At 60.8% G+C, this 17618-nt stretch carries 15 protein-coding genes and 2 pseudogenes; 8 read left to right on the top strand and 9 right to left on the bottom strand.

Annotated features, from left to right (window positions below):
- Positions 1 to 55 precede the first annotated feature (55 nt).
- Complete coding sequence (pyrE, locus tag M0746_RS26415; RefSeq protein WP_258451168.1) at positions 56 to 700, top strand: orotate phosphoribosyltransferase; 645 nt, start codon at positions 56 to 58, stop codon at positions 698 to 700.
- A 183-nt stretch (positions 701 to 883) separates the two neighbouring features.
- On the opposite strand, the gene argB is transcribed toward pyrE, so the two are convergent.
- The 4 genes and pseudogenes from argB to coaBC all read right to left on the bottom strand — a co-directional run bounded on the left by argB (position 884) and on the right by coaBC (position 5117).
- Positions 884 to 1789 carry an acetylglutamate kinase gene (argB, locus tag M0746_RS26420; protein WP_016772548.1) on the bottom strand — a complete coding sequence of 302 codons (906 nt, stop codon included), beginning with the start codon at positions 1787 to 1789 and terminating at the stop codon, positions 884 to 886.
- Positions 1790 to 1806: 17 nt separating this feature from the next.
- A pseudogene (locus M0746_RS26425) lies at positions 1807 to 3183 on the bottom strand (phosphomannomutase/phosphoglucomutase); the annotation flags it as partial.
- A 264-nt stretch (positions 3184 to 3447) separates the two neighbouring features.
- Positions 3448 to 3903 carry a dUTP diphosphatase gene (gene dut, locus M0746_RS26430; protein ID WP_208939256.1) on the bottom strand — a complete coding sequence of 152 codons (456 nt, stop codon included), beginning with the start codon at positions 3901 to 3903 and terminating at the stop codon, positions 3448 to 3450.
- Between the two features lie 5 nt (positions 3904 to 3908).
- The gene (gene coaBC, locus M0746_RS26435) at positions 3909 to 5117 is read right to left on the bottom strand and encodes a bifunctional phosphopantothenoylcysteine decarboxylase/phosphopantothenate--cysteine ligase CoaBC (RefSeq protein WP_258451169.1); all 1209 of its coding nucleotides are present in this window, start codon (positions 5115 to 5117) and stop codon (positions 3909 to 3911) included.
- A 133-nt stretch (positions 5118 to 5250) separates the two neighbouring features.
- On the opposite strand from coaBC, the gene radC reads away from it, so the two are divergent.
- Positions 5251 to 5925 carry a RadC family protein gene (gene radC, locus M0746_RS26440; protein WP_203420000.1) on the top strand — a complete coding sequence of 225 codons (675 nt, stop codon included), beginning with the start codon at positions 5251 to 5253 and terminating at the stop codon, positions 5923 to 5925.
- 77 nt (positions 5926 to 6002) lie between these two features.
- On the opposite strand, the gene M0746_RS26445 is transcribed toward radC, so the two are convergent.
- Positions 6003 to 7592 (bottom strand): ABC transporter substrate-binding protein, encoded by a 1590-nt coding sequence (locus tag M0746_RS26445; protein WP_258451170.1) that lies wholly within the window; start codon positions 7590 to 7592, stop codon positions 6003 to 6005.
- 447 nt (positions 7593 to 8039) lie between these two features.
- Between M0746_RS26445 and rpmB the strand changes: the two genes are divergently transcribed.
- Positions 8040 to 8273 (top strand): 50S ribosomal protein L28, encoded by a 234-nt coding sequence (gene rpmB, locus M0746_RS26450; protein WP_007920377.1) that lies wholly within the window; start codon positions 8040 to 8042, stop codon positions 8271 to 8273.
- Between the two features lie 11 nt (positions 8274 to 8284).
- On the top strand, positions 8285 to 8440 hold the full coding sequence (gene rpmG, locus M0746_RS26455; protein WP_003177274.1) for a 50S ribosomal protein L33: 156 nt from the start codon (positions 8285 to 8287) through the stop codon (positions 8438 to 8440).
- Between the two features lie 204 nt (positions 8441 to 8644).
- On the opposite strand, the gene M0746_RS26460 is transcribed toward rpmG, so the two are convergent.
- On the bottom strand, positions 8645 to 9007 hold the full coding sequence (locus M0746_RS26460; protein WP_208939260.1) for a cupin domain-containing protein: 363 nt from the start codon (positions 9005 to 9007) through the stop codon (positions 8645 to 8647).
- A 235-nt stretch (positions 9008 to 9242) separates the two neighbouring features.
- Between M0746_RS26460 and M0746_RS26465 the strand changes: the two genes are divergently transcribed.
- Together M0746_RS26465 and M0746_RS26470 are read left to right on the top strand one after the other, a co-directional pair.
- Complete coding sequence (locus tag M0746_RS26465) at positions 9243 to 10736, top strand: aldehyde dehydrogenase (protein ID WP_090287506.1); 1494 nt, start codon at positions 9243 to 9245, stop codon at positions 10734 to 10736.
- A gap of 183 nt (positions 10737 to 10919) precedes the next feature.
- Positions 10920 to 12065, top strand: a complete 1146-nt coding sequence (locus M0746_RS26470) for an MFS transporter (RefSeq protein WP_258451171.1) — start codon at positions 10920 to 10922, stop codon at positions 12063 to 12065.
- A 120-nt stretch (positions 12066 to 12185) separates the two neighbouring features.
- On the opposite strand, the gene M0746_RS26475 is transcribed toward M0746_RS26470, so the two are convergent.
- On the bottom strand, positions 12186 to 13754 hold the full coding sequence (locus M0746_RS26475; protein WP_258451172.1) for a phospholipase D family protein: 1569 nt from the start codon (positions 13752 to 13754) through the stop codon (positions 12186 to 12188).
- Between the two features lie 60 nt (positions 13755 to 13814).
- Complete coding sequence (locus M0746_RS26480; RefSeq protein ID WP_258451173.1) at positions 13815 to 15236, bottom strand: aminotransferase-like domain-containing protein; 1422 nt, start codon at positions 15234 to 15236, stop codon at positions 13815 to 13817.
- Positions 15237 to 15411: 175 nt separating this feature from the next.
- Between M0746_RS26480 and M0746_RS26485 the strand changes: the two genes are divergently transcribed.
- Entirely contained in the window at positions 15412 to 15654 is a 243-nt protein-coding gene (locus M0746_RS26485) for a DUF1127 domain-containing protein (RefSeq protein WP_258451174.1), read from the top strand.
- A gap of 135 nt (positions 15655 to 15789) precedes the next feature.
- Here M0746_RS26485 and M0746_RS26490 read toward each other — a convergent pair.
- Positions 15790 to 17099: pseudogene (locus M0746_RS26490) on the bottom strand (NAD(P)/FAD-dependent oxidoreductase).
- 145 nt (positions 17100 to 17244) lie between these two features.
- Between M0746_RS26490 and M0746_RS26495 the strand changes: the two are divergent.
- Positions 17245 to 17598: a YkgJ family cysteine cluster protein gene (locus M0746_RS26495; protein ID WP_122604554.1), complete on the top strand. Its 354-nt coding sequence runs from the start codon at positions 17245 to 17247 to the stop codon at positions 17596 to 17598.
- The last annotated feature ends 20 nt before the right edge of the window (positions 17599 to 17618 follow it).

A 17618-nucleotide genomic window follows, 5' to 3' on the forward strand; every position in this document is an offset into this window, starting at 1 on the left:
ATGATACACGGCGTCAAGCTAATTAGCTAAATCCGTGGTATTTGGGGTTTTTTTCATGCAAGCGTATCAGCGCGATTTCATTCGTTTTGCCATCGATCGCGGCGTTTTGCGCTTCGGTGAGTTCACCCTGAAGTCCGGGCGCACCAGTCCCTACTTCTTCAACGCCGGCCTGTTCAACTCGGGCTCGGCCCTGGCGCAGCTGGGGCGTTTCTACGCCGCCGCCATCGCCGAAAGCGGCATTCCTTTCGACGTCCTGTTCGGCCCGGCCTACAAAGGCATCCCGTTGGCCGCGACCACTGCCGTTGCGCTTGCCGAACATCATGACCGCGACCTGCCATGGTGCTTCAACCGCAAGGAAGCCAAGGCTCACGGCGAAGGCGGCAGCCTGGTCGGCGCGCCGCTGACCGGTGACGTGCTGATCATCGATGACGTGATCACCGCCGGCACCGCAATCCGCGAAGTGATGCAGATTATCGCCTCGCAGGAGGGCGCCAAGGCCGCGGGCGTGCTGATCGCCCTGAACCGTCAGGAGCGCGGCAACGGCGAACTGTCGGCGATCCAGGAAGTCGAGCGCGATTTCGGTATTCCTGTGATCAGCATTGTTTCGCTGAATCAGGTGCTGGAGTTCCTCGCTGACGATCCGCAGCTCAAGCAGCATTTGCCGGCGGTGGAAGCATACCGCGCCCGGTTCGGCGTCTAAGCGCCGGCTTTTGTGGGAGCGAGCCTGCTCGCGAAAGCGTCCTGCCAGTCGACATCAATGTTGAATGGAAGTCGGCATTCGCGAGCAGGCTCGCTCCCACATGGGGTCTTCCACTTGGGTTTTGCAGCAAAAAAAGCCCCCGCTCAGCCAGACTGAGCGGGGGCTTTTTGTTTGCGCGACTGCTTACGGACGCTTGCGATTGCTGATCAGCGTACCCACACCGGTGTCGGTGAAGATTTCCAGCAGAATCGCATTCGGCACGCGACCGTCGATAATCAACGAACTGCCCACACCGCCCTGAACCGCTTCCAGCGCGCAACGGATCTTCGGCAGCATGCCGCCGTAGATGGTGCCGTCGGCGATCAGGTCGTCGACCTGTTGCGTGCTCAGCCCGGTCAGCACGGTGCCCGACTTGTCCATCAGGCCGGCGATGTTGGTCAGCAGCATGAGCTTCTCGGCTTTCAGCGCTTCGGCAACCTTACCGGCCACCAGGTCAGCGTTGATGTTGTACGACTCGCCGTTCTCCCCCACACCGATCGGCGCGATCACCGGGATGAAGTTGCCTTTGACCAGCAGGTTCAGCAGCTCGGTGTTGATCCCGACCACTTCGCCGACATGACCGATGTCGATGATTTCCGGTTGGGTCATCTCCGGGGTCTGCCGGGACACGGTGAGCTTCTTCGCACGAATCAGCCCGGCGTCTTTACCGGTCAGGCCGATGGCGCTGCCGCCGTGGCGGTTGATCAGGTTGACGATGCTCTTGTTGACCTGACCACCCAGGACCATTTCCACCACGTCCATGGTCGCCGCGTCGGTCACGCGCATGCCGTCGACAAAATGGCTCTCGATCGACAGGCGCTTGAGCAGATCACCGATCTGCGGGCCGCCACCGTGCACGACCACCGGGTTGATACCCACGGCCTTCATCAGCACGATGTCGCGGGCGAAGCCGGTTTTCAGCTCCTCGCTTTCCATCGCGTTGCCGCCGTATTTGATCACCAGGGTCTTGCCGACATAGCGTCGGATGTAAGGCAGTGCTTCGGACAGGACCTTGGCAGTGTTGGCGGCGGCTTCGCGTTCGAGGGTCATTCAGGGCTCCGGGTGGATCAGAACGGTAGTTGGAGATCAGGTGCAACGCGTTTCAGTTGGGCGTGGAACACATCCTTGATGCGCTGCAATTCAGCCTCGTCATCGGCCTCGAAGCGCAGCACCAGCACCGGAGTGGTGTTGGAGGCGCGCACCAGGCCCCAGCCTTTGGCGTAATCGACCCGCACGCCGTCGATGGTGGTGAGGTCAGCGCCTTCACCCCACTGAGCATCGTGCAGTGCATCAATGATGCTGAATTTGCTCTCTTCGGTCACATGGATATTGATTTCCGGCGTAGAAATATCGTTCGGGAAAGTCGCAAACAGCTCCTCCGCGGTGGATTTTTCCTTGCTGAGGATCTCCAGCAGGCGTGCAGCGCTGTAGATGCCGTCATCGAAACCGAACCAGCGTTCCTTGAAGAAGATATGCCCGCTCATTTCACCGGCCAGCAATGCGCCGGATTGTTTCATTTTCTTTTTGATCAACGAGTGACCGGTCTTCCACATTAGCGGCCGACCACCGTATTCCTTGATCAGCGGCACCAGGCGGCGGGTGCATTTGACGTCGAAGATGATTTCCGCGTCCGGGTTGCGTGCCACCACATCACGGGCGAACAGCATCAGCAGGCGATCCGGGTAAACGATGCTGCCGGTGTTGGTTACCACGCCGACGCGGTCGCCGTCGCCGTCGAAAGCCAGGCCGATATCGGCGTTGGTTTCCTTGACCTTGGCGATCAGGTCGACAAGGTTTTCCGGCTTGCCCGGATCCGGGTGATGGTTGGGGAAGTTGCCGTCGACTTCGCAGAACAACGGAATGACTTCGCAGTTCAGCGCTTCGATCAGTTGCGGGGCGATGACGCCGGCCGCGCCGTTGCCGCAGTCGACCACGACTTTCAGGCGACGGGCCAGTTTGATGTCCTGGACGATTTCGGTGTTGTAGCGGTCGAGAATTTCAACCTGGGTGACGCTGCCCTGGCCGCTGCTCAGGTCGTTGTTCTTGATGCGCTGGTGCAGCACTTGAATCTGTTCGTTGGCGAGGGTGTCGCCAGCGATGACGATCTTGAAGCCATTGTAATTCGACGGGTTGTGGCTGCCGGTCAGCATCACCCCGGATTTGCCGGCCAGCACGTTGGCCGCGTAGTACAGCGCCGGTGTCGGCACCAGGCCGACATCGCTGACATGGCAACCGCTCTCGGCGATGCCACGAATCAGCTCGGCAACCAGCTCCGGGCCGGACAGGCGGCCGTCACGACCGACCGACACATTCGGCTCGCCCTGGGCCAGGCTCTGCGAGCCGATGGCGCGGCCAATCCAGTAAGCGGTTTCACCGTTGAGAAAATCCGGCACCGTGCCGCGAATGTCATAGGCGCGGAAAATGCTCTCGGGGAGGGTCGGGGCGATCTTGGCTGGAGTGCTCATCTGCACAAATGCTCCATCTGGAAAGTGGCGGGACAGGCCGACGAATCGTTCGACGGCAGGCTCAAACTGAAGGGTATGACGGCGTTTTCCACAGAGAGTTCGTGCTATGAAAGGGCCATGACACCCCGTGCAGCAGGGCTTTGGCCGGCCAATGCCTTGATTTACCGCGCTAAACCTTGCAGATGACAATTTCGGTTTGTGGTGCGCCAGCGAGCTGGCTCACCACAGGATCAGCCGAGCGGATCACTTCGTACCGGTATGCCCGAAGCCACCGGTGCCGCGTTCGGTTTCGACGAATTCCTCGACCATTTCGAAGTGCGCTTGCACCACCGGCACCAGTACCAGTTGCGCCAGACGTTCGCCGACGGTCATGGTGAAATCGCTCTGGCCACGGTTCCAGCAGGACACCATCAGCGGGCCCTGGTAGTCGGAGTCGATCAGGCCGACAAGGTTGCCCAACACGATGCCGTGTTTATGGCCCATGCCCGAACGCGGCAGGATCAGCGCAGCAAGGTTCGGGTCGCCGATGTAGACCGACAGGCCGGTGGGGATCAGCACGGTTTCACCCGGCTTGATCACGGTGTCCTGATCCAGCATGGCGCGCAGGTCGAGGCCGGCGGAGCCCGGGGTGGCGTATTGCGGCAGCGGGAAGTCGGTGCCGATGCGTGGGTCGAGGATCTTGGCTTGCAAAGCGTGCATGTAAATTAAACCTGGTTCAGACGTTCGGCGATAAAAGTGACCAGCTGGCGGGCGATCTTGCCCTTGCTGGTCTGGGCGAAAACCGTGGCGTGCAGCTCACCGTCGATGACGCTGCAGGCGTTTTCTTCGCTGTTGAAACCGATGCTCGGGTTGGCGACGTCATTGGCGACGATCAAATCGAGATTCTTGTCCTTCAGCTTGCGTGCAGCGTAGTCGAGCAGGTGTTCGGTCTCGGCAGCGAAGCCGACACTGAACGGACGATCCGGACGGGTCGCGATACTGGCGAGGATGTCCGGGTTGCGCACCATTTGCAGGACGAAACCGTCACCGCTCGTAGGGTCTTTCTTGAGTTTTTGCGGGGCAACGACTTCCGGGCGGTAATCCGCCACAGCTGCCGAAGCAATGAATACGTCGCACGGAATCGCCGACTCGCAAGCGGCGAGCATGTCGCGGGCGCTGACCACGTCGATCCGCGTGACGCGATCGGGGGTCGGCAGGTGCACCGGGCCACTGATCAGGGTGACGCGGGCGCCGGCTTCCACTGCGGCTTCCGCGAGGGCAAAGCCCATTTTGCCGGAGCTGTGGTTGGTGATGTAGCGCACCGGGTCGATGTTTTCCTGAGTCGGGCCGGCGGTAATCACCACATGCTTGCCGGTCAGTGCCTGACGCTGGAAGCAGTCGGCGGCGAGCAGCGCCAGCTCGGTGGCTTCCATCATGCGGCCCATGCCGACGTCGCCGCAGGCCTGGCTGCCGGACGCCGGGCCGAAGGTCTTCAGGCCTCGGCTTTCAAGCAGTTGCAGGTTGGCCTGGGTGGCCGGATCGCGCCACATCGCTTGATTCATTGCCGGTGCGACGGCGACGACGGCGTCGGTGGCCAGCACCAGCGTGGTCAGCAGATCGTTGGCGATGCCTTGCGCCAGGCGCGCAATCAGGTCGGCGGTGGCCGGGGCGATCAACACCAGATCGGCCCACTTTGCCAGTTCGATATGGCCCATCGCGGCTTCGGCGGCCGGGTCGAGCAAGTCGAGGTGCACCGGGTGGCCTGACAGCGCCTGCATGGTCAGCGGGGTAATGAACTCGGCGCCGCCATGGGTCATGACCACGCGCACTTCGGCGCCCTGGTCGATCAGGCGGCGAACCAGATCGGCGCTCTTGTAGGCCGCAATGCCGCCGCCGACGCCCAGAACGATGCGTTTCCGATACAGCCGCTGCATAGGTCTGCCTTTCATTTCATTGATGACGGCGGCGCGATGACCCTCCCCAGGGTTGAATCGACCGCCAAAAAGATGGGCTACGATATCACAGCGACCGCTACGGAACAGCGGCACCCACAGACAGGGAGTGTGTATGAGTATTCGCGATTGGCCGGCGGCAGAGCGGCCGCGGGAAAGGTTGTTGGAGCACGGGGCAGGGAGTCTTTCGGACGCTGAGTTGCTGGCGATTTTTTTGCGCACCGGGGTACCCGGAACAAGCGCCGTGGACCTGGCGCGACATCTGCTGAAGCAATTCGGCAGCCTGCGTTTACTGCTCGAGGCCGATCAGGACGCATTCAGTAAACAAATGGGGCTCGGGCCGGCGAAGTTTGCGCAACTGCAAGCCGCGCAGGAAATGAGCAAGCGCCATCTGGCCGAACGATCCCGGCAGAAACCGGCACTGGAAAACCCGCAAGTGGTGCGCGACTACCTGAAAGCGATGCTGCGGCACGAGCCGCACGAAGTGTTTGGCTGCCTGTTTCTCGATTCCAAACATCAGGTGCTGAATTTCGAAGCACTGTTTCGCGGCTCGATCGACAACACCAGCGTGCATCCCCGGGAAGTGGTGAAGCGCGCGCTGGCCAATAACGCGGCGGCGGTGATTTTGTGTCACAACCATCCCTCCGGGAACACCGACCCCAGTCAGGCGGATCGGCTGCTGACCAAGCGCCTGCAAAAGACCCTGGAACTGATCGACGTGCGGGTGCTGGATCACTTCATCGTCGGCGATGGCGAACCGCTGTCGATGGCGGAGTGTGGCTGGATGTAAAAAGGCAGCGGCAAGTATGCAGCTACAAGCGGCAAGCTAGAGCCGTGCGCGTTCGGCTCTGGCTTGGGGCTTGCCGCTTAGGGCTTGAGGCTGATTCTGGAGTAGTCCTGGCGGCCGAACGGGCTGACGGAGTAACCCTGCACGTCTTTACGAGTCAACGCATAAGCCGTCGGGTGCGCCAGCGGCAGCCACAATGCCTGTTGCTGGATCTGCGCCTGCGCCTGTTCGTACAGCTTGGTGCGCACGCCTTGTTCGCTGGTGGTCTTGCCCGCGCTGATCAGCTTGTCCAGATCGGCATTGCAGTAGCGGGCGAAGTTGGTGCCGGACTTGACCGCTGCGCAGGAAAACTGCGGCGTGAGGAAGTTGTCCGGGTCGCCGTTGTCACCGGCCCAACCCATGAACAGCAAATCGTGCTCGCCAGCCTTGGCGCGGCGAATCAGCTCGCCCCATTCGATGACGCGGATTTCCGCTTGAATGCCGATTTCAGCCAGGTCCGACTGCAACATCTGCGCGCCGAGGCTCGGGTTCGGGTTGAGCAGGCTGCCCGATGGCCGCGTCCAGATTGTGGTCTGGAAACCATCCTTCAGCCCGGCCTTGGCCAGCAACGCCTTGGCTTTGGCCACGTCGTGCGGGTAGCCCGGCAGGTTCTTCGCGTAGCTCCAGGTGTTCGGCGGATACGGGCCGTTGGCAGCTTCGGCGGTGTCTTCGAACACGGCTTTGATGTAGTTGGTCTTGTCGAAGGCCAGGTTGATGGTCTGGCGCACTTCCGGCTTGTCCAGCGGCGGATGCTGGCTGTTGATGCCGACGAAAGCGGTCATGAACGCATCAGTCTTTTCGACTTTCAGCGTCGGCTCTTTCAGCGCGGCCTGTACGTCGAGTGGTTTCGGCGACAGCGCGATCTGGCATTCATTGCGCCGCAGCTTTTGCAGGCGCACGTTGGCGTCCGGGGTGATGGCGAAGATCAGCGGATCGACCGCAGGCTTGCCACGGAAATATTCCGGATTGGCCTTGTAGCGGATCGCCGCGTCTTTCTGAAAGCGATTGAAAACGAACGGGCCGGTGCCGATCGGCTGGCTGTTGAGCTTGTCAGTCGCGCCAGCCTTCATCAACTTGTCGGCGTACTCGGCTGAGTAGATCGAGGCGAAGCCCATGCTCAGGGTGGCGAGGAAGGTCGAATCTGGATGATCAAGGGTAAAGCGCACGGTCAGCGGGTCGAGTGCATCGATCTTCTTGATCAGCGCCGGCAACTGCATTGATTGCGCGTGGGGGAAGCCGCTCTGCGCGACTTTGTGCCACGGGTTGGCCGGGTCGAGCATGCGGTCGAAGCTGAATTTGACGTCTTCGGCGGTCAGTTCACGGCTCGGTTTGAAATAGTCGGTGGTGTGAAACTTCACCTGCGGATGCAGTTTGAATACGTACGTCAGCCCATCAGTGCTGACTTCCCAGCTGTCGGCCAGGCTCGGCACGACCTTGCCGCTGGCAGTGTCGAAATCCACCAGACGATTCATCAGCACATCGGCGGAGGCATTGGTGGTGGTCAGCGAGTTGTACTGCACCACGTCAAACCCTTCGGGGCTGGCCTCGGTACACACGCTCAGCGCGGCGGCCTGGGCCAGAGGGCTTAGCAACAGCGGGGCAAGCAAAAGGGGTAGGGCAGCGAGGCGCATGGTCGGTTTCCTTTACAGATCGAAGGCCCATCTGCAAGTGCAGTCTGGAAAAGTCCTACCCTAGAGGTCTGAATTGCAAATGACTATCCCCTTTTTGCATTTTCAGGGCGTCGCGACGACACTGCCTCAGGTGGCGGTGAGCAGGGAAAAGTCTGAAATGCCGTTGCAAGGGATTTTCTACGACGAGTGGTAAAAACCGCCGTCAGCCTTTATTCAAGGCGTCCGCCGGGCGAAAAAACGCCTTTTTGCTGATTGATTGCACACCGATTGTTGTTGCACCCCGGTCTTTCTGGTATAAAGCAGCGCTCTTTTCTAGGGGCCCGGTTCCTTCACTGTAGGTGTAGCCGGTAAGACCTCTAAAGAAACGCGGCGCCTGGCGCCAAATGACTGAGAGATTAAGCGGCCAACCCATGCCGGGTTGGGCATGTGGTTTTAGAGGGCTGAGGCATGTCGAGAGTATGTCAAGTTACCGGTAAGGGTCCGGTGACTGGGAATAACATTTCCCACGCAAACAACAAAACCCGTCGTCGTTTCCTGCCGAACCTGCAGCATCACCGCTTCTGGGTTGAAGAAGAGAAACGTTTTGTGCGTCTGCGCGTATCTGCCAAAGGCATGCGTATCATCGACAAGCGTGGCATCACTGTCGTGCTCGCCGAACTTCGCCGCGATGGCAAGATTTAAGGGAGCTAATCATGCGTGAATTGATTCGTTTGATCTCGAGCGCCGGTACTGGTCACTTCTACACTACCGACAAGAACAAGCGTACTACCCCGGACAAAATCGAGATCAAGAAATATGATCCGGTTGTTCGCAAGCACGTGATCTACAAGGAAGGCAAAATCAAGTAATTGATTTTTCCCGACTTACGAAAAAGGCCCGTATCTCACGATACGGGCCTTTTTGTGCGCTTGAATTTTGTAGTGCCGGCGCGGGCCTCATCGCTGGCAAGCCAGCTCCCACAGGTTTTGTGCATGACACAGAATCTCTGAGCGCCGGCAATCACTGTGGGAGCTGGCTTGCCAGCGATAGGGCCGGATCAGCCGGCGAAAATTTTAAGCCTTCTGTTCAAAGATCACATAGATCTTGCGGCAGGCTTCCAGCACTTCCCAGGTCCCACGGAACCCCGCTGGAATCACAAAACGATCGCCGACCCGCAAGGTCTTGGCATTGCCGTCGCTGTCGCGCAGCACCGAAACGCCCTGCAGAATCTCGCAATATTCATGCTCGGTGTAATTCACCGTCCACTGACCCACCGCACCTTCCCAAACGCCCGCGCCCATCTGCCCGCAGGGGCTTTCGTATTGATGGAACACGGCTTGCTCCGGGTCGCCCTTGAGCACTTTGGCCGGGTCCGGGCGATAGCGTTCGGCTTCGCTGCCGGTCAGGCTGATATCGACGACGTTCTGGATGCTCATTGTTGTTTTCTCCCGTGATGACGGCGCGTTGACTGGAATGGGCGAAAGTCTATGTTTATTAAATTGAACACTGCAAGGCCGTATGGCCGGCTTATGTCAAATATATTGAAACAACCCCGGCCGCTGGTTTAGGGTGGCGGGTGCCTTGGGCCGATATGCAGGCTGGCCGGGCAGTATTCTTGATGAACGCCGCAGCGCTTGCGGCGTTCGTATTCAATAAGAGGAGGACACCCGAATGACCACCCTGACTCGTGCCGACTGGGAACAACGCGCCCGCGACCTGAAGATCGAAGGCCGCGCCTACCTCAATGGCGAATACACCGACGCCGTTTCCGGCGAAACCTTCGAATGCATCAGCCCGGTCGATGGCCGTCTGCTCGGCAAGATCGCCAGCTGTGACGCCGCCGACGCCCAACGCGCTGTGGAAAATGCTCGCGCCACGTTCAATTCCGGCGTGTGGTCGCGCCTGGCGCCAAGCAAACGCAAAGCCACGATGATCCGTTTTGCCAGCCTGCTCAAGCAGCACGCTGAAGAACTGGCCCTGCTCGAAACCCTCGATATGGGCAAACCGATCAGCGACTCGCTGTACATCGACGTGCCAGGCGCAGCGCAAGCGCTGAGCTGGAGCGGCGAAGCGATCGACAAGATCTACGACGAAGTGGCCGCTACGCCGCATGATCAACTGGGCCTGGTGACCCGCGAGCCTGTCGGGGTGGTGGGCGCGATCGTGCCGTGGAACTTCCCGCTGATGATGGCGTGCTGGAAGCTCGGTCCGGCGCTGTCGACCGGTAACTCGGTGATCCTCAAACCGTCGGAAAAATCGCCGCTGACCGCCATCCGCATCGCTGCGCTGGCCGTTGAAGCCGGGATTCCGAAAGGCGTACTCAATGTGCTGCCGGGCTATGGCCACACCGTCGGCAAGGCGCTGGCCTTGCACAACGATGTCGACACGCTGGTGTTCACCGGTTCGACCAAGATCGCCAAGCAACTGATGATCTACTCCGGCGAATCGAACATGAAGCGCGTCTGGCTGGAAGCAGGCGGCAAGAGCCCGAACATCGTGTTTGCCGATGCGCCGGATCTGCAAGCCGCTGCCGAATCCGCTGCCAGTGCGATCGCCTTCAACCAGGGCGAGGTCTGCACCGCCGGCTCCCGTCTGCTGGTCGAGCGTTCGATCAAGGACAAATTCCTGCCGATGGTGATCGAGGCGCTGAAAACCTGGAAACCGGGCAATCCGCTGGATCCGGCGACTAACGTCGGCGCGCTGGTCGATACCCAGCAGATGAATACCGTGCTGTCGTACATCGAATCCGGCCACAGCGATGGCGCCAAACTGGTCGCGGGCGGCAAGCGCATTCTGCAGGAGACCGGCGGCACTTACGTTGAACCGACGATTTTCGATGGCGTGAGCAATGCGATGAAAATCGCTCAGGAAGAAATCTTCGGCCCGGTACTGTCGGTGATTGCTTTCGACAGCGCCGAAGAAGCCATTCAGATCGCCAACGACACGCCATACGGCCTGGCCGCAGCGGTGTGGACGCAGGACATCTCCAAGGCGCACCTGACCGCCAAAGCCCTGCGTGCCGGTAGCGTGTGGGTCAACCAGTACGACGGCGGCGACATGACTGCGCCGTTCGGCGGCTTCAAGCAGTCGGGCAACGGCCGCGACAAGTCGCTGCATGCGTTCGACAAGTACACCGAGCTGAAAGCGACCTGGATCAAGCTGTGATTCATTAGGGGCCTGAGTAAATCAGGCTCCCGGCCATACAGAGATCCCCTGTGGGAGCGAGCCTGCTCGCGAAAGCGGTGTATCAGTCAGCCAGCATGCTGAATGTGAAACCGTTTTCGCGAGCAGGCTCGCTCCCACAATGGTTTTGTGGTGCACATAAAAATATCCACAGGAGCGTGGAACATGCGGTGGGCAACGTATTTCGCCGTGTTGGCGTCAGTCTTGAGTGTGGGTCTGGCGCTGGGCGTGAGCATGCCGTTGGTGTCGCTGCGTCTTGAGGGCTGGGGCTACGGTGCTTTCGCCATCGGCGTGATGGCGGCGATGCCGGCGATCGGTGTGTTGTTGGGCGCGAAGGTTTCCAGCCACCTCGCCGCGTATTTCGGCACGGCGAATCTGATGCGCCTGTGCCTGTGGGCCGGAGCCTTATCGATCGGCCTGCTGGCGTTGCTGCCGAGTTATCCGATCTGGCTGCTGCTGCGCCTGCTGATCGGGGTGATTCTGACCATCGTGTTCATCCTTGGCGAAAGCTGGATCAATCAACTGGTGGTCGAGCAGTGGCGCGGGCGCCTGGTCGCGTTGTATGGCAGCAGTTATGCGCTGAGCCAACTGTCGGGGCCGTTGCTGTTGGGTGCGCTCGGCACTGAGCATGACTACGGTTTCTGGGTCGGCGTTGGCTTGCTGACCGTTTCGCCATTGTTATTGCTGGGGCGCAGTGGGGCGCCCAGCAGTGAAGCGAGCAGCGTGACCTTCATCGACCTGTGGGGCTTCGCTCGCGAACTGCCGGCGATCGCCTGGGCCGTATCGTTGTTCGCCGCGTTCGAGGCGATGATCCTGACGTTGCTGCCGGTGTATTGCCTGCAACAGGGTTTCACCGCAGAAATTGCCTTGGCCATGGTCAGCACCGTGGTGGTCGGTGATGCGTTGCTGCAATTGCCGATTGGCGCCTTGGCCGATTATCTGTCGCGGCGCACCTTGTTTGCTGGCTGCGCGGTGGTGTTAATGCTCTCGAGTCTGGCGATTCCATTGCTGCTCGACACGCTGCTGATCTGGCCGTTGTGGGTGCTGTTTGGTGCGAGTGCCGGCGGGTTGTTCACGCTGTCACTGATTTTGATCGGCGAGCGTTATCGCGACGATGCGCTGGTGCGCGCCAATGCGCATATCGCGCAGCTGTGGGGGATCGGTTGTCTGGTCGGGCCGCTGGCAGCAGGGGCGGGCAGTCAGTGGATCAACGGGCATGCGCTGCCGCTGCTGATGGCGGCCGGGGCGTTCGGGTTGGTGCTGTTGCTGTTGCGGCAAGGCGCGTTTGGCACAACGGCAGAAGCTGCCTGAGCACATCCTTTGTGGGAGCGAGCCTGCTCGCGAAAGCGGTGCATCAGTCGGCTCATTTGCTGGATGTGAAACTGCTTTCGCGAGCAGGCTCGCTCCCACAAGAATCACCTGCAAAAGGATTCACAGCATGCGCTCCAGGCCTACGCTGGTGCTGAACCACGAATTGAAACGCCGCCACCAACTCCCCGGTTCCTTGGTCAGCGTGTGCATCTGGCCGTTGTCCTCGGTGACCCAGACGACCTTGCCGTTTTCCAGCTTCGCTTGATAGCTCAGGTTCGGCGCCATGCCTTGCAGCGCCAGTGCGCGTACATGCTCGGCCAGTTCCGGACTGTCGACCAGTACGCCGACTTCGGTGTTCCACAGCACTGAGCGCGGGTCGAAGTTGAACGAGCCGATAAACGATTTGCGCCGATCAAAGATCATCGCCTTGCTGTGCAGGCTGGAATCCGAACCGCGAAACGACTTGCTGTAGAACACCCGCGGGCCACTGCCGTAGTTGTCCCCAGGCTGGCGCCGCAGTTCATACAGTTTCACCCCGTGCTCCAGCAACGCTTTGCGATACGGCGCGTAACCGCCATGCACCGCCGGCACGTCGGTGGCCTCCAGCGAGTTGGTCAGCAGATTCACCGAAACCCCGGCGTCGGCGCGCCCGGTCAGGTAGACCAGCCCCGGCTGACCCGGCACGAAATACGCCGAAATCATGATCAGCTCTTTGCTCACTCCAGTCAGTTCCGGCGCCAGTTGCGTGGTCAGCAGCAGGTGCGGATCAGGCTCGCCCTTGGACAGCACCTTGCTAGGTGCATCCCACAACGCCTGATTCCACGCCCAGATCAGCTCCTTGCGCCAGATGTCCATGCGCGGGTCGGTCTTGAATTTCATCAACTGTTGGTACAGCGCGTGATTCTGTTTGCGGGTTTCTTCCAGCGACTCTTCCAGGCGCGTGCGGGTGTTCTGCAGGTCAGCGGCGCTCGGTCTGGCGGAAAGAAATTCCTCGATCGGCTTGCTCAGCGCGCTGTTCCAGTATTGATCGAAACTGTGCCCGAGCTGCTCGGCGACCGGGCCGATGCTGAGCATGTCGATGTCGGTGAAATTCAGGTTGGGCTCGGCATCGAAATACTCGTCGCCCAGATTGCGCCCGCCGACAATCGCCGCGCTGTTGTCCGCCAGCCATAACTTGTTGTGCATGCGCCGGTGTTGCACGGACAGGTTGAACAGCCGTCCCGCCGCCCGCGTGACGCCCGTACTGCGGCCCAGATGCAAAGGGTTGAACAAGCGAATCTGAATCTGTGGATGCGCCGCCAGGGTGGCGATGATCTGATCGAGGCCGTCGCTGGTGGTGTCGTCGAGCAGTATGCGCACGCGCACGCCACGGTCGGCGGCCTTGAGCACTTCCTCCACCAGCATGCGGGTGCTGATGCCGTCGTGAACGATGTAGTACTGCAAGTCGAGGCTGACCTGCGCGTTGCGAATCAGCTCGGCGCGGGCGGTAAATGCTTCGCCGCTGTCAGACAACAGGCGAAACCCCGATTGCCCCTGATAGGGCGCAGCCTGGGCCTGAATCGAACGACCGAAAGCAGAGTCCGACGCCGGCAAGGCCTGGCTCGGTTCGCGCGGCACATCGAGGCTGGCGCAGCCGCTCAGGAACGAGGCGAGTAACAGCAAAGCGAGTAGGGGCTGTCTGAGGCTCACGTAGGATCGTTCCGGTTGGCGGCTAAGGTCGGCATTTTGGACGCCGGGCACGCAAAAAGGTCAGTCGCTCTCGGCGAGTAATTTGATCGCGGCGGCGCCGACCTTGCGCACCGCGTCTTCGATCTGTGCCGTTGGTTTGGCAGCGTAGTTCATCCGCAGGCAATTGCGGTATTTGCCCGAGGCGGAAAAGATGCTGCCGACGGCGATCTGTACGCCCTGATCGTGCAGCGCCCGATTCAGTTTCAGCGTGTCGAAACCTTCCGGCAGTTCGACCCAGAGCATGAAACTGCCTTGCGGGCGACTGGCGCGGGTGCCGGCGGGAAAATAGCGCGTGACCCAATCGATCATCGCATCGCGATTGCGCTGGTATTGCATGCGCATACGCCGCAAGTGCGGTTCGAAGTGCCCTGCCTTGAGAAATTCGGCGATGGCAATCTGCGGCTGCGGCGCGGTCGAGCCGGTGCTGATGTATTTCATGTGCAGCAGCCGCTCCAGGTAACGGCCGGGTGCGACCCAACCGATGCGCAGCCCCGGCGCCAGGGTTTTGGAAAACGAGCTGCACAGCAATACGCGGCCGTCTTCGTCGAAGGATTTGATCGTGCGCGGACGCGGGTAGGAATACGCCAGTTCGCCATACACATCGTCTTCGATGATCGCCACATCGAAGCGCTGGGCCAGCGTCAGCAGCGCACGTTTGCGCGACTCGGGCATGACGTAGCCGAGCGGGTTGTTGCAGTTTGGCGTGAGCTGAATGGCCTTGATCGGCCATTGCTCGAGGGCCAGTTCCAGCGCGTCGAGGCTGATGCCGGTGAGCGGGTCAGTAGGGATTTCCAGCGCCTTCATGCCCAGGCCTTTGAGCGTTTGCATGGCGCCGTGGAAGCTTGGCGAGTCCACTGCGACGATGTCACCCGGTTCGCAGATCGCATGGATGCTGGTGGACAGCGCCTCGTGGCAACCGGTGGTGATCACCAGATCGCTGGCGCTCAACTGGCAGCCGGAATCGAGCATCAGGCGCGCGATCTGCTCACGCAGTTCGAGGTTGCCGTGGATGTTGTCGTAATACAGGCCGGGCATGTCCTGCCGCCGGCTGATTCGCGCCAGGCCGCGCAGCAGCGGTTTCATCGTTGGCGAGCCAACGTCGGGCATGCCGCGCCCCAATTGCACGACGTCCTTGCGCGGCACCGCGCGGATCAACTCCAGCACCTGATCCCATTGCGAAATCTCCACCGGCCGTTGCGCCGGGCGGCCCACCGCAGGCAACTCCGGCAGTTCGCGACCGACCGGGACAAAGTAGCCGGACTTGGGTTTCGGCGTGGCGAGGCCGCTGTCTTCGAGCATGCGATAGGCCTGCTGCACCGTGCTCAGACTGACTCCGTGCTCGACGCTCAAGGCGCGCACCGAGGGCAAGCGGTCGCCGGGCCGATAGAAGCCCTGTTCGATGCGGGTGCCGAGCAATTCGGCAAGGTTTACATACAGAGTCATGGTGGCCTCGATGCGTCTTGGTGAAAACCAGTACAGATGCGGCAAAAATTGATCATTCAGTCGACAGATCCATGAATCTGTATGGAGTTAATACAGGTACTTTGAATCTGTAATGCTTTTGCCCGCCCGCGCATCATGGAATCTCGGGCTACCCAAGTAAACAGGAGCGACAAAAATGAACGGCTTGAGCGATGTGCGGCTGACGTTACACAGTCAGGAACTGGCGGCAGGGCAGAAGGAGCGGGCGCGCAATGAACTGCGCAATGCACCGTCCGGCCTGAGTCGCTGGGGTCTGTTGTGGCATCGTCTGCACACGCGCAAGGCATTGCTGGCGCTGACGGCGGATCAGCTCAAGGATATCGGCCTGACCCGTGAGCAGGCACTGGAGGAGGGGTTGAAGCCGTTCTGGCGGATCTGAGATCTGTATCGTCCGTCACTGATCGTTCCCACGCTCTGCGTGGGAACGCCGCCCCGGACGCTCCGCGTCCGCTGTGACGCAGAGCGTCACTGGATGCATTCCCACGCTCTGCGTGGGAACGATCTCTAAAAGCTGTCAGAGCAATTCTTTCAGCCGATGCCACAACATCCCCAACGCCAATAACGGCGAGCGCAAATGCTTGCCGCCGGGAAAGGTGATGTGCGGCACTTTGGCAAACAGATCAAAACCCCCACCCTGTTGCCCACTGATCGCCTCGGCCAGCAGTTTGCCCGCCAGGTGCGTGGCATTGACGCCGTGCCCGGCGTAAGCCTGGGCGTAATACACATTCGGTTGATCGGTGAGGCGGCCAATCTGCGGCAAGCGGTTGGCGCCGATGCCGATCATCCCACCCCACTGGTAATCGATCTTCACCCCGGCCAGTTGCGGGAACACCTTGAGCATCTTCGGCTGCATATACGCGGCGATGTCTTTCGGATCACGGCCCGAGTAATGGCAGGCGCCGCCGAACAAAAGGCGTCGATCAGCCGAGAGCCGGAAGTAATCCACCGTGACACGCTGGTCACAGACCGCCATGTTCTGCGGCAGCAGGCTGTGCGCCTGCTCTTCGCTCAGTGGTTCGGTGGCAATGATATAGCTGCCGGCCGGCAGGACTTTGCCGCTGAGCTGCGGATTCAGATCATTCAGATAGGCGTTGCAGCCCAGCACCAGGGTCTTCGCCCGTACCGAACCCTGTTCCGTGTGCACCTTCACTTCGGTGCCGTAATCGATGCGGATCGCCGCCGAGTGCTCGAACAGCTTCACCCCCAATTGTTGCGCCGCCAGGCTTCGCCGAGCGCCAGATTCAGCGGGTGCAAATGCCCGGAGCCCATGTCGATCAAACCGCCAACGTAGCGTCTGGAGCCGACCACGGTGTGCATCTCATTGGCTTGCAACAGCCGGGTTTCGTGGCGATAGCCAAGGCTGCGCAGCTCTTCGACATCCGAGACAAAGCCCTGCAGATCAGATGGCTTGTTAGCCAGGTCGCAGTAACCCCAGGTCAAATCGCAGGCGATCTGGAAACGCTCGACGCGCTGGCGAACGATCTCCACCGCTTCCAGGCCCATCAGTTTCATCGCCCGCACGCCGTCGGTGCCGACGACGTTGGCAAATTGATCGAGGCCATGACCAACGCCGCGAATCAGCTGGCCGCCGTTGCGCCCGCTGGCGCCCCAACCGATCCGGTGCGCCTCCAGCAGGACGACGCTGAAGCCGCGCTCAGCCAGCTCCAGCGCGGTGTTCAACCCGGAAAACCCGCCACCGACCACGCAGACGTCGGCCAGCACTTCACCTTGCAGCCGCGGATGGTCAGGCTGCGGCAGGCTGCTGGCGGCGTAGTAAGAGGCGGCGTGGGGTTGGCTCGCGAAAGTGTGGGCGCGGGCGGTCATGGGCGTCATCCTGAGGCGGCGTCGAGAAAATTTGCCGGAGCATAAGCCGCACGGCTGAACACGGGCAACATTGGTCGGCATACGGTGTCTGGCTCAAGTCTTTTGCGGCACAATTGCCGTCCATTTCCCCACGGTCACCGTTTCGATGAGCTGCAACAGCCAGAAAATCCGCACGTTGCGTCAGCAGATTCCCTCATTCGAGTGCGTCCCCGGCTGCCACGACTGCTGCGGGCCGGTGACCACGTCGCCCGAGGAAATGGCCCGACTGCCGCGCAAGACCCGCGCCGAGCAGGACGCCGCGCTGGAAGAACTCAACTGTGTGCACCTGGGGCCGAATGGTTGCACGGTGTATGAAGAGCGGCCGTTGATTTGCCGGTTGTTTGGTACGACCAAGACTTTGCCCTGCCCGAATGAGCGGCGGCCGGTGGAGCTGATTCATCCGCGGGTGGAGAAGCAGATTTTCGAGTACATGGCGGCGAATCGGCAGGTGTTGGTGTAAGCGATCGTTCCCACGCTCTG

It is taken from the genome of Pseudomonas sp. S11P7, from assembly GCF_023195435.1.
Classification (GTDB): Bacteria; Pseudomonadota; Gammaproteobacteria; order Pseudomonadales; family Pseudomonadaceae; genus Aquipseudomonas; species Aquipseudomonas fluorescens_G.